At 71.4% G+C, this 24,362-nt stretch carries 25 protein-coding genes and 2 tRNA genes; 10 read left to right on the top strand and 17 right to left on the bottom strand.

Annotated elements, in window-relative coordinates; all coding sequences use genetic code 11:
• Window positions 1-47 precede the first annotated feature (47 nt).
• From I5071_RS12500 to I5071_RS12490, 3 genes are read right to left on the bottom strand one after another with little or no spacing between them, the layout of a single operon-like run.
• Window positions 48-710, bottom strand: a complete 663-nt coding sequence (locus I5071_RS12500) for a hypothetical protein (RefSeq protein ID WP_236605662.1) — start codon at window positions 708-710, stop codon at window positions 48-50.
• Window positions 711-761: 51 nt separating this feature from the next.
• Entirely contained in the window at window positions 762-1,907 is a 1,146-nt protein-coding gene (locus tag I5071_RS12495) for a hypothetical protein (protein ID WP_236605661.1), read from the bottom strand.
• A gap of 25 nt (window positions 1,908-1,932) precedes the next feature.
• The gene (locus I5071_RS12490; RefSeq protein WP_236605660.1) at window positions 1,933-2,424 is read right to left on the bottom strand and encodes a GNAT family N-acetyltransferase; all 492 of its coding nucleotides are present in this window, start codon (window positions 2,422-2,424) and stop codon (window positions 1,933-1,935) included.
• A 123-nt stretch (window positions 2,425-2,547) separates the two neighbouring features.
• On the opposite strand from I5071_RS12490, the gene I5071_RS12485 reads away from it, so the two are divergent.
• Window positions 2,548-4,272, top strand: a complete 1,725-nt coding sequence (locus tag I5071_RS12485; protein ID WP_236605659.1) for a glycoside hydrolase family 16 protein — start codon at window positions 2,548-2,550, stop codon at window positions 4,270-4,272.
• Window positions 4,273-4,276: 4 nt separating this feature from the next.
• Here I5071_RS12485 and I5071_RS12480 read toward each other — a convergent pair whose 3' ends face one another.
• From I5071_RS12480 to I5071_RS12470, 3 genes are all read right to left on the bottom strand, one after another.
• Entirely contained in the window at window positions 4,277-4,783 is a 507-nt protein-coding gene (locus tag I5071_RS12480) for a class I SAM-dependent methyltransferase (RefSeq protein WP_236605658.1), read from the bottom strand.
• A 175-nt stretch (window positions 4,784-4,958) separates the two neighbouring features.
• A tRNA-Glu gene (locus I5071_RS12475) sits at window positions 4,959-5,031 on the bottom strand.
• 77 nt (window positions 5,032-5,108) lie between these two features.
• Window positions 5,109-5,181, bottom strand: a tRNA-Lys gene (locus tag I5071_RS12470).
• A 491-nt stretch (window positions 5,182-5,672) separates the two neighbouring features.
• Here I5071_RS12470 and I5071_RS12465 point away from each other — a divergent pair.
• The gene (locus I5071_RS12465) at window positions 5,673-6,101 is read left to right on the top strand and encodes a hypothetical protein (protein ID WP_236605657.1); all 429 of its coding nucleotides are present in this window, start codon (window positions 5,673-5,675) and stop codon (window positions 6,099-6,101) included.
• A gap of 158 nt (window positions 6,102-6,259) precedes the next feature.
• Window positions 6,260-7,174 (top strand): class I SAM-dependent methyltransferase, encoded by a 915-nt coding sequence (locus tag I5071_RS12460; RefSeq protein ID WP_236605656.1) that lies wholly within the window; start codon window positions 6,260-6,262, stop codon window positions 7,172-7,174.
• Here the strand turns inward: I5071_RS12460 and dnaE are convergent.
• Window positions 7,167-10,772 (bottom strand): DNA polymerase III subunit alpha, encoded by a 3,606-nt coding sequence (dnaE, locus tag I5071_RS12455; protein ID WP_236605655.1) that lies wholly within the window; start codon window positions 10,770-10,772, stop codon window positions 7,167-7,169. The two genes, I5071_RS12460 and dnaE, sit on opposite strands and share 8 nt — an antisense overlap.
• A 131-nt stretch (window positions 10,773-10,903) precedes the next feature.
• Here dnaE and I5071_RS12450 point away from each other — a divergent pair, with 131 nt between their 5' ends.
• From I5071_RS12450 to I5071_RS12440, 3 genes are all read left to right on the top strand, one after another.
• Window positions 10,904-11,248 (top strand): hypothetical protein, encoded by a 345-nt coding sequence (locus I5071_RS12450; protein WP_236605654.1) that lies wholly within the window; start codon window positions 10,904-10,906, stop codon window positions 11,246-11,248.
• Between the two features lie 118 nt (window positions 11,249-11,366).
• On the top strand, window positions 11,367-12,038 hold the full coding sequence (locus tag I5071_RS12445) for a hypothetical protein (protein WP_236605653.1): 672 nt from the start codon (window positions 11,367-11,369) through the stop codon (window positions 12,036-12,038).
• A 48-nt stretch (window positions 12,039-12,086) separates the two neighbouring features.
• Window positions 12,087-13,535, top strand: a complete 1,449-nt coding sequence (locus I5071_RS12440; protein ID WP_236605652.1) for a hypothetical protein — start codon at window positions 12,087-12,089, stop codon at window positions 13,533-13,535.
• 112 nt (window positions 13,536-13,647) lie between these two features.
• On the opposite strand, the gene I5071_RS12435 is transcribed toward I5071_RS12440, so the two are convergent.
• Window positions 13,648-14,565 carry a prepilin peptidase gene (locus I5071_RS12435; protein ID WP_236605651.1) on the bottom strand — a complete coding sequence of 306 codons (918 nt, stop codon included), beginning with the start codon at window positions 14,563-14,565 and terminating at the stop codon, window positions 13,648-13,650.
• Between the two features lie 63 nt (window positions 14,566-14,628).
• On the opposite strand from I5071_RS12435, the gene I5071_RS12430 reads away from it, so the two are divergent.
• The gene (locus tag I5071_RS12430; RefSeq protein WP_236605650.1) at window positions 14,629-15,372 is read left to right on the top strand and encodes a hypothetical protein; all 744 of its coding nucleotides are present in this window, start codon (window positions 14,629-14,631) and stop codon (window positions 15,370-15,372) included.
• A complete protein-coding gene (proB, locus tag I5071_RS12425) occupies window positions 15,369-16,460 on the top strand; it encodes a glutamate 5-kinase (protein ID WP_236605649.1) in 1,092 nt (363 codons plus the stop codon). Before I5071_RS12430 ends, proB begins: the two co-directional genes overlap by 4 nt.
• A gap of 178 nt (window positions 16,461-16,638) precedes the next feature.
• Here proB and I5071_RS12420 read toward each other — a convergent pair whose 3' ends face one another.
• From I5071_RS12420 to I5071_RS12395, 6 genes are read right to left on the bottom strand one after another with little or no spacing between them, the layout of a single operon-like run.
• Window positions 16,639-16,950 carry a hypothetical protein gene (locus tag I5071_RS12420; RefSeq protein ID WP_236605648.1) on the bottom strand — a complete coding sequence of 104 codons (312 nt, stop codon included), beginning with the start codon at window positions 16,948-16,950 and terminating at the stop codon, window positions 16,639-16,641.
• Between the two features lie 29 nt (window positions 16,951-16,979).
• Window positions 16,980-18,038: a HEAT repeat domain-containing protein gene (locus I5071_RS12415; protein ID WP_236605647.1), complete on the bottom strand. Its 1,059-nt coding sequence runs from the start codon at window positions 18,036-18,038 to the stop codon at window positions 16,980-16,982.
• On the bottom strand, window positions 18,038-20,077 hold the full coding sequence (gene metG, locus I5071_RS12410; protein WP_236605646.1) for a methionine--tRNA ligase: 2,040 nt from the start codon (window positions 20,075-20,077) through the stop codon (window positions 18,038-18,040). Before metG ends, I5071_RS12415 begins: the two co-directional genes overlap by 1 nt.
• Window positions 20,078-20,127: 50 nt before the next feature.
• Window positions 20,128-21,123, bottom strand: coding sequence for an ATP-binding protein (locus I5071_RS12405; RefSeq protein ID WP_236605645.1), 996 nt, complete (start codon window positions 21,121-21,123; stop codon window positions 20,128-20,130).
• On the bottom strand, window positions 21,123-21,758 hold the full coding sequence (locus I5071_RS12400) for a TetR/AcrR family transcriptional regulator (protein ID WP_236605644.1): 636 nt from the start codon (window positions 21,756-21,758) through the stop codon (window positions 21,123-21,125). The genes I5071_RS12405 and I5071_RS12400 overlap by 1 nt, the downstream gene beginning before the upstream one ends.
• A gap of 26 nt (window positions 21,759-21,784) precedes the next feature.
• Window positions 21,785-22,078, bottom strand: coding sequence for a hypothetical protein (locus I5071_RS12395; RefSeq protein ID WP_236605643.1), 294 nt, complete (start codon window positions 22,076-22,078; stop codon window positions 21,785-21,787).
• An 80-nt stretch (window positions 22,079-22,158) separates the two neighbouring features.
• Between I5071_RS12395 and I5071_RS12390 the strand changes: the two genes are divergently transcribed.
• Window positions 22,159-22,599 carry a response regulator gene (locus I5071_RS12390; protein ID WP_236605642.1) on the top strand — a complete coding sequence of 147 codons (441 nt, stop codon included), beginning with the start codon at window positions 22,159-22,161 and terminating at the stop codon, window positions 22,597-22,599.
• 6 nt (window positions 22,600-22,605) lie between these two features.
• Here the strand turns inward: I5071_RS12390 and I5071_RS12385 are convergent, their stop codons facing one another.
• The 3 genes from I5071_RS12385 to I5071_RS12375 are packed head-to-tail and all read right to left on the bottom strand — an operon-like array spanning window position 22,606 to window position 23,790.
• The gene (locus tag I5071_RS12385) at window positions 22,606-22,923 is read right to left on the bottom strand and encodes a hypothetical protein (RefSeq protein ID WP_236605641.1); all 318 of its coding nucleotides are present in this window, start codon (window positions 22,921-22,923) and stop codon (window positions 22,606-22,608) included.
• 58 nt (window positions 22,924-22,981) lie between these two features.
• Complete coding sequence (locus I5071_RS12380) at window positions 22,982-23,413, bottom strand: response regulator (RefSeq protein ID WP_236605640.1); 432 nt, start codon at window positions 23,411-23,413, stop codon at window positions 22,982-22,984.
• Window positions 23,410-23,790 (bottom strand): response regulator, encoded by a 381-nt coding sequence (locus I5071_RS12375; protein WP_236605639.1) that lies wholly within the window; start codon window positions 23,788-23,790, stop codon window positions 23,410-23,412. The genes I5071_RS12380 and I5071_RS12375 overlap by 4 nt, the downstream gene beginning before the upstream one ends.
• A gap of 178 nt (window positions 23,791-23,968) precedes the next feature.
• On the opposite strand from I5071_RS12375, the gene I5071_RS12370 reads away from it, so the two are divergent.
• Entirely contained in the window at window positions 23,969-24,355 is a 387-nt protein-coding gene (locus I5071_RS12370; protein WP_236605638.1) for a response regulator, read from the top strand.
• The last annotated feature ends 7 nt before the right edge of the window (window positions 24,356-24,362 follow it).

The following is a 24,362-nucleotide window of genomic DNA, read 5'->3' as shown; positions in this document are numbered from 1 at the left end:
ATCGGGCCCTGTCGGGCGACGGCTGCGAGACGCAGGGTCCCGGAGCGTCAACCCATCCACGCCACCGGCATCGTCGCGACGCGGAGGAGGCTGCCCGCGAGGATCAGCGTCGCGAGCCCGAGCAGGACCTCGCGGCCGCGGCGATCGCGGAGCTTGTCGGCGAGGCCCGCGAGGATCGTGGTCATCGCGAAGAGCACCGTCATGAGCCCGTAGTCGTCGGAGGTGCGGTTGTACCGCATCGCCTCGAGCGTCGAGGCGTGCGCGTCGCGCGCGAGCCCCTCGCCGCGCGACCACTCGTGCCGGGAGTACTCCGGCATCACGAAGGGCGACGACGGTGCGGCGCTCGGATCGCGTGCGACCGCCTCGCGCCATGCGTCGAACGCAGCGCGGAGCTCGGGGCGGAACCGCGCCTCGTAGAACGCGCTGCCGCGCGCGTCGTCGCGCAGCTGGGCCTCGTTCCACGCGACGAACGTCGAGACGTCGAGGAGCATGCGCTGGTTGCCCTCGATGTGTGCTTCGGTCGAGCGCACGTTGTGGTCGAGCCCGTCCATGATGGCGAACGCCTGACGGCCGTCCCAGAGCGCCGACTGGAACGCGCACCACGTGCTGGTGAGCGAAGCGATCGTGATCAGCGCCACCGCGAGCATGGCCGCCCGGCTCTCCAGCGGAGGCAGCTCGGGCGGCTCGGGGACGTCGATCTCGCCGGCCATGCGCTTCGATCGAAGAGCATCGCGCGGACCAGCGAGCCCGCGGTCGCTGCGTCAGGCGCGGCCGGGGATCTCGTCGAGCAGCGCGAGCGCGGCATCGTGCCAGCGCGCCTCGAACGTCTCGCGCGGCATCTCGAGGAGCGCGCGGAAATGCGGGCTCTTGGTGAGCGCATCGGAGCGCTCGCGCAGCTCGGGCCGCGCGCCTCGGATCGCGTGGAGCGCGCGCGCATAGCCCGCCGTCGCAGGCATCCGCTCGCATCCGCTCACGAGCGCATCGATCGTCTCGAGCAGGCTCTCGCCCTCGAGCATCGTCGCCACGCGCCCGCCCCACTCGTCGAAGAAGGGCCCGAGCGGCACGCGCAGCTCGGGCCGCGCGCGGAGCCCGCGAGGCTTGCGCAGCGCGAAGTGCCGGTGGTTCTCGAGCGCCATCGACGAGCCGTCGATCACCGACTTGTAGAGCTCGCCCGCGGTCCAGAGCCGCCCCATGTGGCGCAGGTTCCGCTCGGGATCGAAGGGCGTGATCGTCAGGTTGTAGAAGTCGCGACGAAGCGGGTCGGTGATCGGCAGATCCCACATGTCCACGACACGATCGAGATCGCCGAAGTTGTGCGCGATGCTCACCGACGCGAGCAGCGCGCCGAGCCCGTCCTTCGCGCGCCACAGCGAGCCGAAGATCTGCGAGTGCCGCTCGGTCTCGCGCGCGATCGCGTCGAGCAGCGACGCGCGCAGGGTCTTCGCGTCGGCGGCGCGGTACTGACCGAGCGCCGCGTACGCACCGGCCGCGACGGTGAACCACTCACCGGCGTGCCCGTTGAGCGCGACGTGCTCCCACTCGGTCCCCTTCGCGCCGTAGCTCGAGCGGCTGGTGAGCACCGTGAAGTCCCAGTCGCGGCTCTCGAGCACGAGCCGTCCCATCTCGAGCGCGGTGACCAGCGGAAGCCCGGGCGCCCAGAGCTTGCGGCGGATCTGGTTGTCGACGTCGGTCGGCACCGGCGTCGCGCACGTGAGGTAGTGCGCGCCGAGGCAGAGCCGGAAGTACTCGAAGTGCGAGAGCGTCGCGGGCATCGCGCGATCGAGCTCGCGCACGAACGTCGCGGGCGGCGTCTCGATCACGCCTTCGTCGAAGACGTACGGCGCGGTGTTGCGGACTTGCGAGACGAGCAGCTCGGGCGCGATGCCGCGCGGCGCTTGGTTCGACACGGTCGACGGTATAGCGCCCTCGGGATCACAGCGCGCGGCACATCCACACGCTCGGGATCTGCGCGTCGAAGCCTGCCTTCTCGTACGCGCGGCGCGCCGGTGCGTGGCTGGGATCGCCGCCGGTCGAGACGGTGGCGACGCGCATGCCCGCCTCGCGCATGCGGGCCAGGGCGAAGTCGTACATCGCGGTGCCGATGCCGTGCCCGCCGTGATCGGGGTGAACGGCGTTGAGCCCGATCTCGCCGGCCTTCGTCGCATCGTCGAGCCGCACCGAGACGAACCCGACGACGATCCCGTCGCGCGTGGCCGCGTAGACCTCCCAGCCGGAGTCGGGCAGCAGCAACGAGGCCAGCAGCGCAGGCTGCGCCGCATCGTCGCGTGCTTGCGCGAGCGCGTAGAGCTCGTCCCCGAGGATCGCGCGGAACGACGCGAACACGGGCGCGAACGCCGCCGCGCGGATCTCCTCGAAGCGCGCGTGGTGCTCGGCGCCGGCGCGCGCGAACGAGAGATCGGTCATCGCGAGCCAGCGTGCGCGACGACACACGCATTCGCCATCGCCGCGTGACCCGAATGCGTGACCGCGGGTCACCAGGCACGGCCGCGCGTCACCCATCGACGCGATCGGCAGAGGGAGCGAGTCATGGTCCAACGCGTCGCCCGAGCGCGCATCGCATCGACGTCCCACGTGCTGCTCGCGGCCAGCCTCCTCGGCGCGTGCGCGCCTCTCGACGACACCGATCTCGAGAGCACCCAGGAAGCGCTCTCGACGCGGATCTCCGGCGTGACGCTGCGCGCGACGCTGGGCAATCGCTTCGTCGGCGCGCTCGACAACGGCGGCGGCGGCGTGGTCGCCACCGCGACCGTCGCGGACGCGTGGGAGCGCTTCGACCTCGTCGACGTCGACGGTGGCGCGCTCGAGAGCGGCGACACCGTGCACCTGCGCACCGGGAGCGGCCACTACCTCCAGGCCGCCAACGGCGGAGGCAGCTCGCTCAACGCCGCGAGCCGGACCGCGAGCGGATGGGAGACCTTCCGCATCGTGAAGGACGGCGCCGGCGTCATCCGGAGCGGCGACGTCATCGGCCTCCAGGCGATCACGTCGGGGCACTGGGTCTCGGCCGAGCTCGGCGGGGAAGGGCCGGTGCACGCCTACGGAGCCGCGCTCGGCGCGTGGGAGCGCTTCGCGATCCAGCTCGGCGCCATCGACGTCGAGGGCACGCGGGTGGCGGGCGTGACGTTTCGCGCGGCGGGCTCGGATCGCTTCGTCGGCGCCGTCGACAACGGCGGCGGCGCGGTGGTCGCGTCGGCGAGCGTCGCCGACGCGTGGGAGACGTTCACGCTGATCGACGGCAACGGCGGCGCGCTGCAGAGCGGCGATCTCGTCGCGGTGGTGACCGGCAACGGCCGCTTCTTCCGGGCGGTCGACGGTGGCGGCGCCGCGCTCGACGCAGCGGGCGTGGAGGCGCTCGACTGGGAGACGTTCCGCATCGTGCGCGAGGCCGGCTCCGGCGTCGTGCGCAGCGGCGACGTCGTGGGCCTGCAAGCCCTCGCGTCGGGCGCGTGGGTCTTGGCCGAGAACGGCGGCGGCGCCGCGGTGCACGCGTACGGCGCGGCGTACGGCGCGTGGGAGCGCTTCGTCGTCGGCATCGGGCCGAGCTGGCGCCTCGTGTGGTCCGACGAGTTCGACGGCACGACGCTCGACGAGTCGAAGTGGGTCTACGAAGTCCAGCGCCCCGGCTGGGTGAACAACGAGCTCCAGAGCTACACCGACCGCCGCCGCGAGAACGTGCGCGTCGAGGACGGCCACCTCGTGATCGAGGCGCGCCGCGACTTCTTCGGCGGCGAGTACTCGTCGGGCCGCATCAAGACCCAGGGGCGCGCCAGCTGGACCTACGGTCGCTTCGAAGCGCGCATCCAGGTCCCCGGAGGCTGGGGCACGTGGCCGGCGTTCTGGATGATGCCCGACGATCAGCACCGCGGATGGCCCGCGTGCGGCGAGATCGACATCATGGAGCACGTCGGATACGACGCCGACGTCGTCCACGCGACGACCCACACGCTCGCGTACAACTGGCGGAGCCCGAACCAGCGCACCTCGCAGACGCGCGTGCCGGGCGCGACCAGCGGCTACCACGTGTACGCCGCGGAGTGGACCCCGGACCGCATCGACTTCTACGTCGACGGCGTCCGCTACTACACGTCGCCCAACGATCGAACCGGCGACGACGCGTGGCCGTTCGACAAGCGCTTCCACATCATCCTGAACCTCGCGGTCGGCGGCGACTGGGGCGGCGCGCGCGGCGTGGATCCGAACGTCTGGCCGCAGCGGATGCTCGTCGACTACGTGCGCGTGTACCAGCGCTGACGCGTCACGCCATGCTTCGGTAGATCGCGAGCTCGCCGGTGATCGAGGTGCACGTGAGCCACGGACGCGGTGGCAGCGTGAGATCGACGCAGCAGATCCGAATGGGCCTCGAGCGCGCGATCGGATCGAGCGCGGCCAGCCAGCTCGCGAGACGCCGGCCACCGAACGGACAGTAGAGAAAGAACACCGTTCCGCTCGGAAGAGAGCGGGTGAGCTCCACTGCGTCACCCACGATGAACGCCGCGCGCGACAGGCGAAGGCCCTCCGCCATCTCGCGCGCGGCCCGGACGAGCCGAGGCTGGATCTCGAGACCGATCGCCGTGGCGCCCGTGATCAGGTTCACGCACGCCGCGGCTCGTCCGATCCCCGCGCCGACGTCGACGAACACGTCCGATGCGCCGATCGACGCCTCGTCGACGACACGCAGCAGCACGTCGGCCGAGCACGGCAGATACGGAACGCAGTCGGGCGGGAGCTCGGGCCCGTCGTCGGGGAGTGCGTCGAGCCCCAACAGGGGATCCAGCCAGCCGTCGCGCGCCCCGGGCGGAACGTCCCTGAGCGCACCCGCGACTTCGTGTCGCTCCGCTCGGCCGTCCCGGATGCGCTCGCGCAGCGCCGCAGCTTCCTCCCGGTGAATCTGCTCCACGCCGGGATCCTAGCCGTCTGCGACGCGGCTCGATCGATTACGTCCCCAGAGGGATTCGAACCCTCGTAGCCACCGTGAAAGGGTGGAGTCCTGGGCCTCTAGACGATGGGGACGGCGGTACTGGTGATCGGAACGGGCTCGACGCGCGTGGCTTGCGCGCCCTGCTCCCTCGGCGAGAGCGCGGGGTGTTTGGGCCGTGCAGGGCTCGAACCTGCCACCGTCGGGTTAAAAGCCCGCTGCTCTGCCGGCTGAGCTAACGGCCCTCGGGAGAGCCGCGAGCCTTTACTCCGGCGCGCCCGATCGGTCAAGGAGAGTGGGATGTGGGTTACGCAGTGCGTCAAACGGGTGACGCCACCCCTGTGCCGCGCCTGCCAGCCGATTGACGCGGTGGCACGCCCGACGTCAACCACATGCCACGGTTGTCATGGTGGCTACGCCACCCGCCACCGCACACCCACGGCGCACGACGTGCGCCGCAGCGCATCCGACGTTCGGCGCCGACGTGTGACGGAACTCCGGCAAACCTCGGACGTCCGAAGGCGTGGTGAGCCCTGGCGCACGCGAAAAAAGGCCCCGACCGCCACGACACAGGTGTGGCGCGGCGGACGCGCTCGATCGGGGGCGGAATGCAGCAGAGCGCACGAGAGTTCGCTGGCACGTGCGTTGCTGAGAGCGACCTCCACGAACGAGCAGGCGCTCACGAGGCGCCGAGACGGAGCGGCAGCGCGGACACCAAGAGGCGGCGGAGGAGATCATGGGCGAGACGACGACGGTAGTGCTGGTCGCAGAGCGCGACAGCGAGTGGCAGAGCTGGATGGACCAGCTGTGCTCGACCGGCGCCGACGTCCGCATCCTCGCGCAGCGTCCCGCCGAGACCGCGAGCTCGTTCGCGGCGCGCGTCCGCGCGGAGATGCAGCACGAGACGGTCGTCGACGAGGCGGTGCTCGTCGGCGGGCTCGCGTGTGATCCCGAGGTGCTCGCCGCGCGTGCGCTGGTCGTGCGGGCGCTCACCTCGCGCATGCCGTACGCGGGGCGCCTGCACCTCGACGGCACGCCGCGCACCCGCCTCGCGATGGAAGCGCTGGCACAGATCGTCAGCGACCAGCTCCACGCGAGCGGCGTCGAGGTCGTGAGCGAGCGCGCGCCGGCGGCCCGCCCGATGGCGCTCCCGCTCGCGGCCTGACGCCCGCTCCAGCACGAACGACGAAGCGCGAGCGCAGGTCACTGCGGCTCGCGCTTCGTGCTTTTCGGCGCGGGACGTCTCTTGCGCGGGCTCCTGGACCACGGGTACCAAGAGACGTGCGCGGCCCCGCTCCGACGTGCCCGATCTCCCACGATCCGATGCGCCCCTGGCTGCGCGTGCCCGGCGACTGGCGGCGCCCCGACGAGCGCGCCGCGTACCTGACGTACTGGTGCGATCGCTGCGCGTTCGGGATGTTGCACCCGAGCCCGACGCCGGACGAGGTCGCTCGCGCGTACGACCTCGACTACTACACCCACGATCCGCACTGGGGCCGACCGCGCCGCCGCACGCTAGAGCAGCGCGTGCGCGAGCACCTCGCGTGGCGCGCCGACCGCCGCAAGCCCACGCCCGACGCGCTCGCGGACGTGCTCTCGGGCCCGCCGCTGCGCATCTGCGAGATCGGCTGCGGCAACGGGCTCGCGGCCGGTCGCATGCGCGACCTCGGACACCACCTGACATGCGTCGAGATCGATCCCGCCGCGCGCGCGATCGCCCGCGAGCGCGGGCTCGACGTGCACGAAGGCACGGCCGAGCGGCTCCCCGCAGCGCTCGACGGACGGCGCTTCGACGTGGTCGTCATGATCCACGTGCTCGAGCACTGCGTGGATCCCGTCGCCGCGATGGCGAACGTCGCGCGCCTGCTGGAGCCCTCGGGCCGCTTCGTGTGCGAGGTGCCGAACAACGCGTGCCGCGCGCTCGAGCGATCGGGCCCGGCGTGGGCGTGGTTCGACGTGCCGCGCCACCTCCTGTTCTTCAGCGAGCGCAGCCTGCGCGGGCTCTGCGGCGCGCAGCGCCTGCACGTCGAGGAAGTCCGCTACACCGGCTACTACCGGCAGATCGCGGAGCCCTGGGTCGACGAGGAGCAGCGCATCCACGACGCGCTCTACGCGCGCGGGTCGAACGGCTTCGCGCGCAACAGCGCGCGCCGCGCGTGGGGCCTGCTCGCGCGCACCGCGTTCGCGCCCGCCGCGCGGAAGTACGACTCGGTGATGATCGTCGCGCGCGCTACCTGAGCTCGACGATCTTTTCGCCGAAGAGGCGCTCCAGCGACGCGAGCAGCGCGTCGCTCGGCTCCACGCTCAGGCCCACCTCGGGCACCGACACGCTCCATCGCTCGACGCTCGCGAGCTCGAGCCCGACCGGGCAGGGCCCGGGGTGCTGCTTCAGCGTGTCGCGGAGCGCGCGCAGCTTCTTCGCGTCGACGCGCTCCACGAACACCTTCACGCGCACCGCTTTCGTCCGCTCGCGCAACGCTTGCGCCAGCGGCTTCACGTTCATCAGCGTGAGCTTCGGCTCGGGGGCGCCCTGTTCCTCTTCCGGCGTGTCGCGATCGCGCTCCCAGCGCAGGCGCGCCTCCAGATAGATCGGCTCGCCCGCCTGGAGCACCTCGCGCGCACCCTCGATCTCGCGGTCGCGCACGATGACCTCGACCCGCCCGTCGGCGTCCTCGAGGTGGAAGAAGCCGATCTTCCCGCCGGTCTTCGTCGGCCGCTCGCGGTAGCCCTCGACCACGCCGCCGAGCCGGATCTCGGTGCCGTCGTCGCGACCGGTGAGCGTCCCGGTGTTCGCGTTGCCGAAGCGCGCGAGCTCGCTGCGATACCGATCGAGCGGGTGCCCCGAGACGTAGAAGCCCAGCGCGCTGCGCTCGCGCTGCAGCAGCTCGCGCATGTCCCACGCGCTCACCTGCGGGAACGCCGAGCTCGTCGCGCGATCGACGCTCGCCTTCGCGGTCGCGTCGAAGAGCCCGAAGAGCGAGGTCTGACCGCTCGCGCGATCCGCGCTCACGCGCTTGCCGCGCTCGAGCGCCGCCTCGATCGCCGAGAACGCCTGGGCGCGCGAGATCTTCATCGCGTCGTGCGGTGCGTCGAACGCGCCCGACTGCACGAGCGCCTCGAGCACGCCCTTGTTCACGCGGCGCAGATCGACGCGCCCGGTGAAGTCGAAGAGATCGGTGAAGGGCTTCTCCTTGCCCTCCTCGACACGCGCCTCGAAGAGCGCCTCGAGCGCGTTCGAGCCGATGCCCTTCACGCCGCCCAACCCGAAGCGGATCTTCGGGCGCATCGGATCGCGCAGCGTGCCACCGATCGACACCGGACGATCCGGACGACGCTTCGGCGCGTGCTCCGCCGGGTCGTAGACGACCGCGAAGTCGATCTGCGACTCGTTCACGTCGGGCGGCAGCACGGTGATGCCCATCGAACGCGCTTCCGCGACCGTGCGGACGACCTTCTCGATCTTGTCCTTGTCGGCACTCAGCGTCGCGCAGACGAATTCGACCGGGTAGTGCGCCTTGAGATAAGCAGTTTGATAAGTGATGAGCGCGTACGCCGCGGAGTGCGACTTGTTGAAGCCGTAGCCCGCGAAGTAGTCGACGAGATCGAAGATCTTCCCCGCCTGCTCGGCGGTGTGGCCGCGGCCCTGCGCGCCTTCGATGAAGGTCGCGCGCTGCTTGGCCATCTCCTCCGCCTTCTTCTTGCCCATCGCGCGGCGGAGGAGGTCGGCGCCGCCGAGCGTGTAGCCCGCCATCGTGCGGGCGATCTCCATGACCTGCTCCTGATAGACGATGACGCCGTACGTGTCTTTCAGGACGGGCTCGAGGCACGCGTCGGGGTACTCGACCTTCACGCGCCCGTGCTTTCGCTGCACGAAGTCGTCGACCATGCCGGTGCCGAGCGGACCGGGTCGATAGAGCGCGACGGCCGCGACGATGTCTTCGAACAGGTCGGGTCGCAGCTTCTTGAACAGGTTCTGCATGCCCTGCGACTCGAGCTGGAAGACGTTCGTCGTCTCGCCCGATTGCAGCAGTGCGAACGTCGCGCGGTCGTCCATCGGGATGCGCGCGAGATCGAACGCATCGTCCTTGCGGTCCGGCCTCAGGTTGATGAGGCGCACCGCGATGTCGATCACGGTGAGCGTCTTGAGGCCGAGGAAGTCGAACTTGACGAGGCCCGCGTACTCGACGTCGTCCTTGTGGTACTGCGTGACGTAGACGTTCGGCTCGGGGCAGAAGACCGGGACGTGATCCCAGAGCGGGCCCTCGCTGATCACGATGCCCGCCGCGTGCATGCCCGCGTGGCGGTTCAGATCCTCGAGCGTCATCGCGGTGTCGAGGAGATCCGTGATCTGCGCGTCTTCCTCGTACGCCGCCTTGAGCTTGGGCTCCTGCTCCATCGCCTTCGCGATGGGCACCGTCTTGCCCTGCACCGGATCGGGCACCATCGACGCGATGCGCGCGGTGTCCTGCGGCTGCATGCCGAGCGCGCGACCCACGTCCTTCACCACGCTCTTGCTCTTGAGCTGGTGGAACGTCGCGATCTGTCCGACCGACGTGTCGCCGTACTTGCCGCGGACGTAGTCGATGACCTTGTCGCGGTTGTCCATGCAGAAGTCGACGTCGAAGTCGGGCATGGACACGCGCTCCGGGTTCAGGAAGCGCTCGAACAGGAGGCTGTGCTGCAGCGGATCGAGATCGGTGATGCGCAGCGCGTACGCGACGAGCGAGCCTGCGCCCGAGCCACGTCCGGGCCCCACCGGGATGTTGTGATCCTTCGCCCAGTTGATGAAGTCCTGGACGATCAGGAAGTAACCCGGGAAGCCCATCTGGATGATGGTCCCGAGCTCGAAGTCGAGGCGCTTCCTGTACTCGTCGTGGTTGATGAGGCGGTTCGTCTCCGCGATCTCGCGGAAGCGCCCCTCGAGCATCTCGTGCGCGCGATGGCGGAGGAAGTCCGCCTCGGTCATGCCCTCGGGCACCTTGAAGCGCGGCAGCTTCGGCTTGCTCTTCGGGTCGCACGCGCCGCCGCACTTCTCGGCGATCTCGAGCGTGCTCCGGATCGCGTCGGGCACGTGGCGGAAGAGCTCCACCATCTCCTCGCTCGACTTGAGGAAGAGCTCGTGGCTGCCGTGGTGCGCGCGCTCCATGTCGACGTACGCGCGGCTCGCCCCGATGCACTGCAGGACGAGCTGCGCGCGCGCGTCCTTGCGCTCGAGGTAGTGCGCGTCGTTGGTCGCGACGAGCGGCAGCGCGAGATCTCGCGCGAGCTCGACGAGCACCTCGTTCAGCGGCGCGCTCTCGGGGAAGCCGTGATCCTGCAGCTCGACGTAGAGATTGCCGGGCTCGAGCACGTCGCGCAGCGACGCGAGCGCGCGGCGTCCCGCGTCTTCTCCCTTGAGCAGCACCTCCTGCGCGAGGAAGCCGCCCATGCACGCCGTGGTGCCGACCAGGCCCTTCGCGTACTTCGAGAGCACCTCGAGATCGACGCGGGGCGTTCCGTCGTGGTTGCCCTCGACGAAGCCGAGCGAGACGATCCGCGCGAGGTTGAGATAGCCCTCCTGGCTCCCCGCGAGCAGCACGAGGTGCTGACAGGGCTTGTGCTCGCCGCGCGGCGCGGACTGCACGTTGATCTCGCAGCCGACGATCGGCTTGATGCCCTCGCCCTTGCACGCCCCGACGAACTGCAGCGTGCCGTGCATGTTGTGGTGGTCGGTGAGCGCGACCGCCTTCTGGCCCAGCTCTTTGACGCGTTTCGCGAGCGCCTTGAGGCGAATCGCGCCGTCGAGCATCGAGTACTCGGAGTGGACGTGGAGGTGGACGAACTCCGGCGTGCTCATGGGAGTCGGCGATGGTGGACCGCTCCCGCGCGGGTTACAACGAGGCGCACGCAGCGGGCGCTCGTCGCTTGCGTGGTCGCCACGGTGCGTGCTAACCCACGCGCCCTTCGAGGTTCAGGAGTCAGTCCGTCATGAAGAGCTCGCCGCTCGCGCAGGTCAAGGAACGCTTCAACGACAAGGCCGGTCTCGTCTCCGCGGTGAAGGAGCTCGCCCAGGGGGACCTCTGGATCGACCGCGTGGACGGGGACAAGGGCCTCGACTGCGTCTCGAACAAGAAGCTCCTGCACCTCCACGCGGTGCTCACGAGCGTGAAGAGCGAGTTCGGCGGCCGCGGCGGCCTGATCTCGGCGATCCTCGAGGCGGAGAAGCGCTCGAAGGACGAGGGGTACAAGACCCGCCTCGAGCGCATGTCGACGCCGCGCCTGGTCGATCAGCTCATGGCGGCCCGCAAGGCCGCCAAGGCCGCCAAGGCCTGAGCCGGGTTCCAGCCGGACGAGAAACGCCGGATTCCTCACGGGATCCGGCGTTTTCGCGTTCCGTCGAGCCACTCTCGACAATCACGAACCTTTCGCCTAGACCGGTGTCACAAGCCGCGTGGCACGTACCGACCAGACCCCGCTGGGGATGCCCCAGGGCCCCACGTTGACGAGCGGGCGCACCCGGGACGACGTCGATCCCGAGCTCCTCGCGCTGCCCGCACCGCCCTCGGGGCGCCGGATCGCGACCCTCACGCTGATGGCGATGGTGGTCGTCGCGTCGATCGCGCTCGCGACGTCGCTGCGATTCGATCTCGCGTACTTCTTCGCGCCAGGGCAGGCGCGCGATCTCGGGAGCGTCACCGAGATCGATCCCGCGACCCTCGAGACGAACACGTTCGTGCGCGTCGCGGGCACGCCGATGGCGTCGACCACGGTGCGCTACCAGCGGATCGTGACCGGCGAGAGCTACGTCGTGTTCCCGCTCGCCGGGCAGCGCACCGTGTTCGTGCACATGCCGGAGTCGCTCGCGCGCAGCGGGCGGACCGAGTACGCGGGGCGGCTCGTGACGTTCGGACAGCTCGGCGCGCGCATGCGCGGCGTGCAGGGACACCTCGCGGACGAGATGGGCACGCCGGCGAGCGCGGAGTCGTTCGTGGTGCTCGTGGACGAGAGCCCGCCCTCGTACGCGTGGGCCGTCGGGCTCGTGCTGCTCTGCATCGCGTTCGTCGTGATCGATCTGATCCTCGTGCTCCGCTGGTTCCGTCCGCTGCCGAACGCGCCCGCCTGAGCGGAAGACGGAGCGGGCCGAGCGCGCTCGTGTAGGATCGATCGCGCGATGCCGCTGCCGCCGATCGATCACGTCGCGCGCGCTCTCGTCGCGGAGGGCGCGCGCGATCACGCGATGCTGCTGCTCGAGTCCGCCGCGAGACGTTCCGGGCCGGATCGCGGGCGCTGCGAGGCTCTGTTGGGCGCGATGCGCGCGCGTCCACAGGACAGCCCGAGCGGGCCGATGGTGCTGCTCGACGCCGGGCTCGCCGAGGCGCTCGCTGCGGCCGGGATGCTCGTCGAGGCGCGTGCGGTGGCGCGCGGCGCGCGCATCGCGGCGAGGGGCGCGGTCGAGCTCGCGGCGGCGCTCGATCAAGTGCTCGAAGATCCACCGTCCACGCTCGCCGGCGCGCAGCGTGCGCGGTGGGACGAGGCGATCGCAGGATCGGTCGCGGCGCTCGACCCGCTCGAGCGGGAGCTCGCGGTCTGCGATGCGTGGCTGCGCGCGCGGGTGCCGCTCGCTGCGCGGTTGTTGCGCGGGTTCTCGGTGCACGCGCCGACCGCGGCGGGTGCATCGGACGAGGTCGTGATCCCGCGCTTGCCCGAGCCGCTGCGCGTGGCGATCGCGGAGCGGGTCGCGGATCGCGATCTGCCGGGCGCGCTCGCGATCGCGCGGTCGGCACCGGTGGACGCGCCGGAGATCGTCGCGGTGCTCGCGCGAATCGTCGCGGCGACCGAGCGCATCGGCGATGAGCCTCCGGTCGCGATCAAGGGCACGGTGCCGCTCTCGGGGCAGGGCTTCGTCGTGTTCCAGATGCGCATGGGGAACCTCGCCGAGGCGGAGCGCGCGCTGCGGCGCATGGTGCTCGAGCAGGCGAACGATCACGTCGCGCGGGAGCGGCTGCGCGATCTGATCGCGCTCCGCGGGGCGATCGATGCGAGCCGTGTGATCGCGAGCGAGCCGCCGAAGCCCGCGGGATGGCTCGACAAGCGCAAGGCGCGACCGACCGGCGAGGGCTGGGTGCCGGGCGCGAAGTCGACGCCGGTCCCGCCGCCGAAGAACGAGTGGGACGACGAGGTCGCGACCGGCGTGCTGCTGCCCGAGCAAGAGGCGGAGCTGGTGCTGCGCAGCGGGCGTCCCGAGCGCGCGCTCGAGATGTACCGCACGTTGCTCGCGCTGAACCCGGCGCGCGTCGCGCTCGCCGCGAAGGTGCGCGATCTCGAGCTGATGATCGCGCGCGGAGACGCGCCGCTGCCCGGCGAGGCGACGGTGCGGCGCGACGTGAGCGACATCGCGCACGCACGCGAGGCGCGGCGCTCGTATGTCGCGGTCGAGCCGCCGACCGAGGAGACGCCGCTGATCGACGACGACGAGCCCACGCTGCTCGGCCGTCGTCCGAAGGCGCTCTCGATCGCAGCGTCACCGCCGCCCGACCCGCTCGCCGAGACCCAGGACCGCGTGGTCGCGCCGCGGGTGGGCGAGGGCGTCGCGGTGCATCGGATCGTGCGGATCGGGTGAGAGCTCAGTCCAGCTGGAGTGCTCGCTGGCGGAGGGCCCGCACGGGAGCGTGCGGCGCACGGACGCGGACGGGAGGGCCCTCCGCCAGCGAGCCGATTTTTTGAACACTCGCTCACTCGAAGAACGACAGATACCAGTCGACGATCGCGCCGCCGAAGAAGAGGAATTCGATCGCGCCGAGCGCGAGGAAGGGGCCGAAGGGGATGCGCCGCGAGGGATGCGCGTCCTCTTCGTCTTCTTTCTTCTCCTCGTCCTTCGCGGGCTCGTCCTTCGCGACGTCTTCTTCGTGCGAGTGATCGGTGCTCGGGCCGATCTTCGCGCCCGCGGCGCGCGCGATCACCCACGCGACGATCCCCTGGAACGATCCCGCGACCAGCGCGAAGAGCGCGCCGCGCCAGCCGAGGAACGCGCCGATGTACATCGCGAGCTTCGAGTCGCCTTCGCCCATCCCGCGCTCGCCGGTGAGCCGCTCCCAGCTCCACACCAGCAGCAGCTGAACGACGAGGAACCCGGCGCCCGCGCCGAGCGCGACCTCCTCGAGCGGCACGCTCGGACGCCACGTCGCGGTCGCGAGCGCCAGCGCGGTGCCGCCGATCGACACCTCGTCGGGGATCTCCATCCACTCGAGATCGACGAACGTCGCGATGATCAGCCCGCCTGCGAACACGAACCAGAGCAGCGTCTCGATCGCGGCATCGCCGAGGTCGGTCATCGGCTCGGCGTTCACCACGAAGCGCTCCGCGATCGCGACCGCGATCACGCCCGAGAGCAGCTCGACGAAGAAGTAGCGCGGCGTCATGCGCGCGCCGCAGCACGCGGCCTTCCCGCGCTGCACGAGGTACGCGAGCAGCGGGATGTTGCGCCACGCGGGGATCGGCTTGCCGCACGCCGGGCAGTGGCTCGGCGGGCTCACCACCGACATCTCGCGCGGCCAGCGATAGATCGCGACGTTGAAGAAGCTGCCCCAGAGCGCGCCGAACACGAACGCGACGAGACGTGCCATCCACGCAGGGAGCTCGGAAGCGAGCATCGAGGTGCACATGGTACGACGCGGCGGGTCGTCGTGGTTGTTCCGCGAGGCTATGCTGCGCGCGTGACGATCGAGCGAGAGAACGAGGCGAGCGTCATCGACGCCGAGGTGACCACCGAGCCGGATCTCCACGCTGCGGAGATCGTGCGCGAGACCCCGCGCGCGCTCGCGCGTCCCGCGACCGGCGGGGTCGTGGTGTACGCGGCGGTCGCAGGCGCGGCGTCGGTGGTGCCGGTGCCCTTCGTCGATGCGATCCTCGCGAAGCTCGCGCGGGGCTCGGCGATGCGTCGGGTCGCGGCGCGTCGCGGAGTTCGGCTCACGCCCGAGGGACGTGCGGTGCTCGCGCGACCGGGGCTCTCGTCGCCGCTCGGGAGCGCGCCTGCGCGCCTCCTGCGATCGGCGATCACGCGCGCGCTCACGCCGATCCGGATCGCATCGCGCATCGAGGACGCGACCGCGACGTTCCTCTCCGCGCTGCTGCTCGATCACTATCTCGCGACCTCGGATCGCCGCGTGGGCGCGCCGCTCGGAGAGCTCGAAGCGACGATCGTGCGCAGCGCGATGGAGCAGGCGTGGGCGGACTCGGGGCTCGAGGCGCTGCGTACGGTGCCGGTCGGGATCGCGGAGCTGATCGCGCGCGCCGCGAAGGCCGCCTTCCAGCTCGACACCGAGGGCCGCGGGCCGGTCGAGCGCTTCGTGGACGCGCTGCTCGACGGCGCCGCGGACGCGCCCGACGATCTCGTGCAGCGCATGCGCGATCACTTCGACGCGGCGATCGCCGCGCGCTCCGGAGAGCTGGCGCGATGAACGAGCGGACGGCGCCCGACGGGCGTCGCGTGGTGGTGAAGGTCGGCAGCAAGTCGCTGGTGGGCGACGGCGGCGGGCCGCGGTTCGAAGCGCTCGCGAAGCAGATCGCGGCGCTGCGCGCCGAGCGTCGCGCGGTGCTGGTGGTGTCGTCGGGCGCGATCGCGCTGGGGCGCAGCGCGCTCGGCTTCGAGAAACGGCCGACCGAGATCGCGCAGCTGCAGGCGTGCGCGGCGGTCGGGCAGAGCCGGCTGATGCGCGCGTGGGAAGAGTCGTTCGCGCCCTACGGCGTGCCGGTCGCGCAGCTGCTGCTGACGCACGCGGATCTCGCGGATCGGGAGCGCTATCTGAACGCGCGCGCGGCGCTCGACGCGCTGTGGGAGCTCGGCGCGGTGCCGGTGATCAACGAGAACGACACCGTCGCGGTCGAGGAGATCAAGTTCGGCGACAACGATCAGCTCGCGGCGATGGTCGCGACGCTCGCGGGCGCTGACCTCCTGGTGCTGCTGAGCGACGTCGAGGGGCTGCTCGATCGCGAGGGCAAGCGCGTGCCGCTGGTGAGCGACGTGAGCGAGGCGCTCGCGCTCGTCGGCGCGAGCTCGAGCGATCTCGGGACCGGCGGGATGGCGAGCAAGCTCGAGGCGGCGCGACGCGCCGCGAAGCGCGGCGTGCCGGTGGTGATCGCGGATGCGCGCGATGGGCGCGCGCTCGAGCGCGTGGTGTCGGGCGACGACGTGGGCACCCTGATCGCGCCGCTCGGCGCGAAGCTCGCGAGCCGCAAGCACTGGATCGCGTTCACGCTGCGCCCGCGCGGCACGCTGCTGCTCGACGAAGGCGCGGCGAAGGCGATCCGATCGGGCGGGCGCTCGTTGCTCCCGGCGGGTGTGATCGGGGTGCGCGGCGACTTCTCGCCGGGCGACGCGGTGACCCTGTGTGATCCCGCGGGCGCGGAGATCGCGCGCGGGCTCGCGCGCTACGGCACCCGCGACGTCGCGAAGCTCGCGGGCGCGAACACCCGCGACATCGCGTCGATCCTCGGGTTCCACGGCGGCGACGAGATCGTGCATCGCGACGACCTCGTGGTGCTCTGAGCCCGCTCGCGGCGTCCGAAGACCGCCAGGCTCGTCGCGAGACGGCTGGGCTCGTCGCGAGACGGCTGGGCTCGTCGCGAGACGGAATTTCCCGTCGAAAGACGGACCTCGTCGCGAGACGGCGTGCACCGCGTCGAGACACGGGCTCGCCCCAGTGCGTCCTCGAACGCGGATTTGGTCAGCGGCGGGTGCGGACGTCGATGCGCACGACGTCGGAGCGCGTCGCGCCGCCGCGCGTGAGCGCGAACTGCGCCGAGACCTGCTGGCCAGGGCGCAGATCGCGCACGTCGCCCGGGAAGCCGTCGATCGTGATCAGCGTCTGCGGGCTCAGTCGACCGGTGCGCTCGCCGCTCGCGGCGCGGATCACGATCGCGTTCTGCGCGGTGTCGACGCGCTCGATCGTGCCGGTGACCGTCGCGTCCTGGGCGCGCGCGCTCGATACGACGAAGGGCAGGGCAGCGAGCAGGGCGACGAACGAGCGGCGCAACATCGGACGATCTGGTGCCACGGATCCAGACGTCACGCGAGCAGCTCTCTCGCGCGGGCACCCACCTCGTCGTCGCGGGTCGCGAGGCGCTCGAGCGCAGCGCGCGCCTCGGGGCTCTCGTTGGCGAAGCGCGCGAGAGTCTCGGCGATCGCGACGGGATCGGCGCCGCGCGGTCGATCGGCGAGCGCGACGATCTCGGGCACCAGCGCGGCGATGCGCTGCTCGCCGATCGCGACCACCGCGTAGGTGCGCCCGTCGGCGCGCAGGGCCTTGAGCACACTGCGAAGGCCTTCGACGCCGCGCGCGTCACCGGCGCGCGCGAGCGCCGCGGACGCAGCGGCCTTGAGCATCAGCGGCTTGAGGAACGCACGCGCGATGCGCGCGAGGTCGTCGCGTGCTGCGCCCTTGGGAGAGAGCGCGCCCAGCGCCTCGGCCGCGGCGAGGCCGCGCTCGGGATCGTCGAGCAGGCGGCGCAGGGTGGGCACCGCGCGATCGTCGCCGAGCGTGGCGAGCGCGAGCGCCGACTCGGCGCGCACCTCGGCGCTGAGATCATCGAGGCGCGCCGCGAGGGCGTCGCGCGAGGCGGGTCGATCGCCGAGCAGCGCGAGCGAGCTCGCCGCGTGGGCGCGCACTCGCGCGTCGTCGTCCTCGAGCCGCTCCAGCACGTGCCCGGATGCGCGCTCCGGCGAGAGCTCTGCGATCGCCGCGACCGCCTGGAAGCGCACCTCGGGGCGCGGATCCTCGAGCGCCGCGGTCACCGCGTCGAGCGCGCGATCGCCGCCGATCTCCGCGGCCGCGATCAGCGCGACCTCGCGCACCACCGGATCGTCGTCGCGCTCGAGCTTCCCGAGGATCGCGTCGATCGACGCGTCGTCGCGCAGACGTCCGAGCGCGACCAGCGCAGCGACGCGCACCACCGCGGCCTCGTCGTCCAGCCTCGAGCGTGCCGCCTCGATCGCGCGCGCCCGGAGCTCGTCGGTGTCGACGGTCGCGAGCACCTCGAGCGCCGCCGCGCGCGCCTCCGGCGTGCGCGCCGCGACGTCGCGGAGCGCAGCTTCGATCGTGGGCGCGAGCGGCGGCGGGACGAACATCACTTCACTTTGACGCCGGGCGTGATCTCCTTGTCGGGCGAGAGCACGCTGAGCCCCGCGTCGTCGCTCACGGCGAGCACCATGCCGTGCGACGTGCGGCCCATCATCGGGCGCGGCGCGAGGTTCACGACCACTGCGATGCGCCGGCCGACGAGCTGCTCGGGCTCGTAGTGCTTGCCGATGCCCGCGAGGATCGTGCGCGGCTCGGGCTCGCCGATGTCGACCTTCAGCTCGAGCAGCTTGTCGCTCTTGGGCACGCGCTCGCCGCTCTTCACGAGGCCGAGCCGCATGTCGACCTTCACGAGATCGTCGATCGAGATCACGCCCTCGGGCAGGGCCGGGGCTTCCTTCTTCGCTTCGGGCTTCGCTTCCATCTTCGGCTCGCTCTTCTTCGCTTCGCTCTTGCTCTTCGCAGCGGGCGTGCCCGCCGACGTCTTCTTCAGCGCATCCGGCATCGGCGCGCCGAGCCGCTCGTAGATCGCGCGCTGCTGGTCCTCGTCGAAGCGCGGGAAGAGCGGTGCGCCCGGGCGCACCTGCGTCCCCCCGACGAGCCCGCCCCACGCGCTCGGCCACCCGTCGAGCCCGACCGTCGGCATCATCGGCGCGAGGCCGAGCTGCGCGCGCATCGCGTCGCTCTTCTCCGGCAGGAAGGGCCAGAGCATCACGCTCAGCCAGCGCAGCGACTCGAGCACGGCGTAGCTGACCTCCTCGAGACGGCGCGTGTCGCCCTTCTTCGCGAGCTGCCACGGCTCGGTCTGATCGACGTACTTGTTCGCCGCCGCGACGAGCTCCCAGATCGCCTCGAGCGCGCGGTGCGGCGCGATGTCGTCGAGCAGCTGCCCGGCGCGCTTCGCGGCGCGCTCCGCGGTCTGCACGAGCTCCTTCTCGCGATCGCCGAGCGCGCTCACGTCGATGCGCGGCACGCGCCCGTCGAGGCTCTTCGGGACGATGCTCGACACGATGCGGTTCAGCAGGTTCCCGAGCCCGTTGCCGAGATCGCCGTGGTAGCGCGCGAGCAGGTTCTGGTGGCTGAAGTCGCCGTCCTGACCGAACGCGATGTCGCGCATCAGGTAGTAGCGGAGCGCGTCGGCGCCGACGGCGTCGGCGATGGGCTCGGGCGGGAGGAAGTTGCCCTCCGTCTTGCTCATCTTCGCGCCGTTCACGGTCATCCAGCCGTGCGACCACACCTGCGAGGGCGGCGGCAGCCCCGCGCTCATCAGGAACGCGGGCCAGTACACCGCGTGGAAGCGCAGGATGTCCTTGCCGACGAGGTGCACCGCGCGCGCGTTCGGCTCCCAGAACTCCGAGTAGAGCGGCGCGTGATCGCCGCCGAGCGCGCTCACGTAGTTCGTGAGCGCGTCGAACCACACGTACATCACGTGGTCGGGCGCGCCCGGCACCGGGATGCCCCAGCGGAACGTGGTGCGCGAGAGCGAGAGGTCGCGCAGCCCCTCGCGCACGAACGACTTCACCTCGGTGAAGCGGCCCTCGGGGCGCACGAAGTCGGGGTGCGCCTCGTAGAACGCGAGCAGCTTGTCGGTGTACTTCGAGAGCCGGAAGAAGTAGCTCGGCTCCTTCACGCGCTCGACGGGACGACCGGTCGGCGCCTTGCCGTCGACGAGCTCCTTCTCCGTGTAGAACGTCTCGTCGGCGACCGAGTACCAGCCCTCGTACTCGCCGAGGTAGATGTCGCCCGCGGCCTCGCAGCGGCGCCACATCTCCTCCGCGAACTGCATGTGGCGCGGCGAGGTGGTGCGGATGAAGTCGTCGTACTCGCAGTGCAGCGCTTCCCAGCACTGGCGGAACGCCGGGATCATGCGGTCGCAGTACTCGGCCGGAGGCAGGCCCTGATCCGCGGCGACGCGCTCGATCTTCTGCCCGTGCTCGTCGGTGCCGGTCAGGAAGCGTGCGTTGCGCCCGCGCACCCGCGCGTAGCGAGAGAGCACGTCGGCGGCGACGGTCGAGTAGGCATGCCCGATGTGGGGCTTGCCGTTGACGTAGTAGATGGGCGTCGTGACGTAGAAGGGCTTCGGCTGCATCGGAGGGACGGCGAGCGTACCCGCGCTCGGCCCGCGCGCCAGACCCCGTGTCAGCGGCCGATCTCGAAGAGCACGCGACCGAGGAGGATCTCCTTGTTCGCGTTCTGCTCGAGGCGCTCCTCGGCGTCGCGGATGCGCTCGCACGCGCGCGCCGCGCGCTCGGCGCCGACGACCTCGGCGCGCGCGCGGATGCGCTCGGCCTGGTGCCGGAACGCGAGCGCGTCGTCGGGCAGCCCCAGCGCGGCCGCGGCGACGTCGCGATAGTAGGTGCTCAGCGCGTCGAGCACGTGCTCGACGTCGGCGTTCTTCGCGAGCTCCTCGGCGAGCCCGATGAGCTCGCCGGGCACCCCGCGCGACGTGACCTCGTCGATGCGCAGCGCGCCCTCGAGCAGCGCGTCGGCCGCGCCCTCCTGCGAGAGCGAGATCGCGCGATCGGCGCGCCCGTCCGCGAGCGCGATCGCCGCGGTGCGGTGGGCCGCGTCGGCGCTCTCGCGATCGAGGATCGTCGCGAGCGCATTCGGAGGAAGGCGCGCGAAGCGGACCTTCTGGCAGCGCGAGCGAATCGTCACGAGCAGGCGATCGGGGCGCTCCGCGAGCAGGACGAAGTGCACGCCGGGGCGAGGCTCCTCGAGCGTCTTGAGCAGCGCGTTCGCGCCCTCGGGGTGGTTCTCGGGGAACGAGACGTCGGCCTCGGGGAGGATCAGGAACGCGTGCTTCGCCTCGAACGGCGCGTACTGCGCGAAGGGCAGGATCTGCTCGCGCACCGTGTCGACCTGGATGTTGCGATCGCCCTCGTCGCGCGGGCGGAACAGGCGCACGTCGGGGTGCGTGCCCGCGCCGATGCGGCGCAGCACCTCGGCGCGCGAGGCGTCGGGAGCGTCGGCCCCGATGATCGCCTGCGCGAGCGCGATCGCCGCCTTCTGCTTGCCGACGCCGCTCGGTCCTTCGAAGAGGTACGCGGACGGCAGACGGTTGCGCGCGACCGCGGCGCGCAGGATCGCGACCGCCGTGTCCTGGGCGAGGATCGCCTCGAACGGATCGGCCATCACGCGCTCGGAGGAGGCGGCGCGAGCTCGAACAGCGCGCCGGCCATCGCTTCGACGGCCTTCACGAGCTCGCCCGAGTCGATCGCGTGGTCGTCGACGAAGTGCTGCATCACGAGGCCGTCGAGCAGCCCGACGAGGATGCGCGGCAGCATCTCGGGCGCGACCTTCGGGCGCAGCCCCACGCGCGCGAGGTTCGGCAAGAGGCGCTCGTTCACCTGCTCCGCGGCGGTGCGGTAGTACTCCGCGAGGCGCGGGCGCAGCGCGGGATCGTAGAGCGCCTGCGCGAGCAGATCGGCGATGACCGCGACCTCGTCGGTGCGCGTGCGACGCACCTCCCAGAGCTCGCGGATCGCGGTGCGCATGGCCTCGAAGAGATCGACCTGGAACGGGTCGCTCGCCGCCTGCTCCCACGCCGAGAGCGTGCGATCGGTGATCGTCGAGAGCGCGTTCTCGAGCACCTTCTCGACGAGCGATTCCTTCGTCGGGAAGTGATAGTGGAGCGCGCCCTTCGACATGCCGGCCTCGCGCGCGATGTCGAGGAGCGACGTGCGCGCGTAGCCCTTCTGCGCGAGCACCCGCGTCGCCGCCGCGACGATCTGCGCTGCGCTCTTCTCGGATTTCGGGTAGGGCGGCACGCGCGCGGAAGTCCCGTGTCCCGAGCTCAGCGCACCGGCTGGCAGGCCCGCGTCGCGAACGCGCCCGTCACGCCGCGGCACTCCTGATCGGCGGGGCAGTCGCTCTCGTCGACGCAGAGCGCGCGGCAGGTGTACGAGTCCCACACCGGATCCGCAGCATCGCCGGTGTCCGACGGGTCGGTCGCGCAGATCGCGTCGTCGACGCAGTCGTCCGTGCTTCCCGGACGCTCGCACGCCTCACCCACGGCTCCCGCTCCGCAGCCGGCGAGCGCGAGGAAGGCGGCGATCACGAGCGAGCACGGGAGCCAGGACGAGCGCATGGGGACCTCCGGAGAGCGGCAGTACTAACCGAGCCGGGCCGCGCGGTGCAAGCGTGCCCCTGGGCACGGAGCGTTGTGGCGTGCGTGCACGCGACGATGTCCCGGCGATCGTGCACACCACCGACTCGCTGATCGGCCAGCCTCGGGTCGCCGTGATCGACGACCGACCACCGCGGGTGAACCTCGTCCTGCGGACCCTCGCCGGGGCGCGCTTCCGCGCGCGCGGCTTCACCTCGCCACGCGAGGCGCTCGACGTCCTCGCGACCGTCCGTTTCGACGCCGTGATCACCGACCACCGCATGGGTGAGTTCGACGCGACGACGCTCTGCACGCGCCTGCGGGACAAACACGGGCCGCACGCGCCGCGGGTCGTGCTGCTCACGCGCTCGATCCACGACGTGATGATCCCGGACCGCGAGCTCTTCGCGAGCATCCTCGAGAAGCCGGTCTCGCCCGCCGGCCTGCTCGTCGCGATCGAGCGCGCGCTCGCGCCGATCCGCGCTGCACGCCGCATGGCGTGAGGACGGCTACTCGTCGTCGTCCTCGGGCTCCCCGTTCTCGTCGTCGCGCAGCCAAGAGGCCGGGGGGCTCGAGGGCGCGCTGATCACCGCCGCGGCGCGGTAGTGCTCGTCGATCGCGCCGTCCGCGCCGCGCGTCCACTCGAGCACCGGCTCGCCCCACGCGTTCCGCAGCACGACGCGCGTCCCACTCGGTCGCGCCTGCAGGAGCTCGCGCGCGAGCTTGGGCAGATCCGCGCCCGGCGCGATGGTGGTCACCACGCGCGGAACGTCGCCCTCGAGGAGCACGGCGATCCGCGCGACACGCGACTGCGTCCTCTTGCGCATCGAGCCATCAGGATAGCCGCGCGACCCATCACATGTGAGGGAATCACGCCCGCTTCCCTCACGCCGTGCTCGACCCGGTGCGCGCGTCGGCGTGCGCGATGCGCGCGAGCTGCGCCTCGATCGCCTCGGTGATCTCGGCTTCGCCGCACGGCTTGAAGAGCACCGCGTCGACGCCCGCATCGCGCGCCGCCTGGATCGCGTCGGGCTCGAGCTGTCCCGTGATCACGATCACGGCCGGAGCACGCCGCTGTCGATCGAGGCGCAGCCACGTCGCGACGCGCTGACCATCGATCGTGGGCAGGCCGAGATCGAGGAGCACCACGTCGGGCCGTCGCGCACGAATGCGCTCCCACGCGCGCCGGCCGTCGGACGCTTCGTCGACGTCGTAGCCGTGCCCGAGGAGCCAGGTGACGTAGAGCGCGCGGAGGTCGGGCGCATCCTCGACGACGAGCACCCGCGCGGCGCGCGTGCGGACCGCTCCGTCGCTCACCGTCCCACCAGCCTGCGCACCTGCTCGACGAGCACGTCGGTATCGAGCGGCTTCGCCTGGAACTTGTCGAACCCCGCGTCGAGCGCGAGCTGGACGCGCTCGGGATCCGCATCACCCGACACCGCGAGCGCGGGGATCTCGCGCTTCTGATCGTGCCGCCGGCGCAGCTCGCGCACGAACGCGCGGCCGTCGAGCCGAGGCAGGTAGATGTCGCAGACCACCACGTCCACCGCGTTCCGATCGAGCAACTTCAGAGCTTCCTCCGCAGACTTGGCTTCCAGAACGTGAGCACCGTCCCATTCGAGCACCATGCCCGCGAGCTCCAGCGTGTCCCTGTGATCGTCGACGACGAGCGCCGTGATGCCCTCGAGCTGCATGGCTCAACGTTCCTCCGCCGCAGGGTTCCCAACGAGGCAAGCACCGAGCCACGTGAGAGCGTGCTCGGATCGAGCGACGTGAGACCGTGCGGCGCGCGATCCGGTGCCTCAGGTGGGGCGTCACGTCACGAGCGACCCCGCTTGTGAGGGTCCGCGGTTGCGTCTAGATGCGACGGCGATGTCCGAAGCGGAGACGAGCGCACCAGCGCTCCGGCGTGTGCTGATCGTCGAGGACAACGACGACGTGCGCGAGATGATCCGTCTCTACTTCGAGCACGCCGGGCTCGAGGTGCTGCAAGCGGCGGACGGCCGTGGCGGGCTCGAGCTCGCGCTGCGCGAGAGGCCGGATCTCGTGCTCATGGATCTCGGGCTGCCGGAGCTCGACGGGTTCACGCTCGCGCGCGCCATCCGCGCCGAGGATCCCGAGCGCCGCATGCGCCTCGTCGCGATGAGCGGCTACGCGCGCGAGCACCTCGGGGAGCGCGCCGAGCCCGGGCTCCTGGATCGCTGGCTGCTCAAGCCGGTCATGCCCGACGTGCTGCTCCAGCTGGTACGGCACGGCTGACGCGAGT

It is taken from the genome of Sandaracinus amylolyticus, from assembly GCF_021631985.1.
GTDB classification, from domain to species: Bacteria; Myxococcota_A; Polyangia; order Polyangiales; family Sandaracinaceae; genus Sandaracinus; species Sandaracinus amylolyticus_A.
This window is presented reverse-complemented; position numbering and strand designations above follow the sequence as displayed.

Coding starts and splice junctions, on each gene's coding strand:
- I5071_RS12465 (WP_236605657.1), top strand. CDS start 5,673: ATGGGCGAGACGACGACGGTAGTGCTGGTCGCAGAGCGCGACAGCGAG.
- I5071_RS12415 (WP_236605647.1), bottom strand. CDS start 18,038: ATGTTCGTCCCGCCGCCGCTCGCGCCCACGATCGAAGCTGCGCTCCGC.
- I5071_RS12440 (WP_236605652.1), top strand. CDS start 12,087: ATGCCGCTGCCGCCGATCGATCACGTCGCGCGCGCTCTCGTCGCGGAG.
- I5071_RS12500 (WP_236605662.1), bottom strand. CDS start 710: ATGGCCGGCGAGATCGACGTCCCCGAGCCGCCCGAGCTGCCTCCGCTG.
- dnaE (WP_236605655.1), bottom strand. CDS start 10,772: ATGAGCACGCCGGAGTTCGTCCACCTCCACGTCCACTCCGAGTACTCG.
- I5071_RS12395 (WP_236605643.1), bottom strand. CDS start 22,078: ATGCGCTCGTCCTGGCTCCCGTGCTCGCTCGTGATCGCCGCCTTCCTC.
- I5071_RS12370 (WP_236605638.1), top strand. CDS start 23,969: ATGTCCGAAGCGGAGACGAGCGCACCAGCGCTCCGGCGTGTGCTGATC.
- I5071_RS12450 (WP_236605654.1), top strand. CDS start 10,904: ATGAAGAGCTCGCCGCTCGCGCAGGTCAAGGAACGCTTCAACGACAAG.
- I5071_RS12420 (WP_236605648.1), bottom strand. CDS start 16,950: ATGTTGCGCCGCTCGTTCGTCGCCCTGCTCGCTGCCCTGCCCTTCGTC.
- I5071_RS12485 (WP_236605659.1), top strand. CDS start 2,548: ATGGTCCAACGCGTCGCCCGAGCGCGCATCGCATCGACGTCCCACGTG.
- I5071_RS12490 (WP_236605660.1), bottom strand. CDS start 2,424: ATGACCGATCTCTCGTTCGCGCGCGCCGGCGCCGAGCACCACGCGCGC.
- I5071_RS12460 (WP_236605656.1), top strand. CDS start 6,260: ATGCGCCCCTGGCTGCGCGTGCCCGGCGACTGGCGGCGCCCCGACGAG.
- metG (WP_236605646.1), bottom strand. CDS start 20,077: ATGCAGCCGAAGCCCTTCTACGTCACGACGCCCATCTACTACGTCAAC.
- I5071_RS12385 (WP_236605641.1), bottom strand. CDS start 22,923: ATGCGCAAGAGGACGCAGTCGCGTGTCGCGCGGATCGCCGTGCTCCTC.
- proB (WP_236605649.1), top strand. CDS start 15,369: ATGAACGAGCGGACGGCGCCCGACGGGCGTCGCGTGGTGGTGAAGGTC.
- I5071_RS12375 (WP_236605639.1), bottom strand. CDS start 23,790: ATGCAGCTCGAGGGCATCACGGCGCTCGTCGTCGACGATCACAGGGAC.
- I5071_RS12435 (WP_236605651.1), bottom strand. CDS start 14,565: ATGCTCGCTTCCGAGCTCCCTGCGTGGATGGCACGTCTCGTCGCGTTC.
- I5071_RS12405 (WP_236605645.1), bottom strand. CDS start 21,123: ATGGCCGATCCGTTCGAGGCGATCCTCGCCCAGGACACGGCGGTCGCG.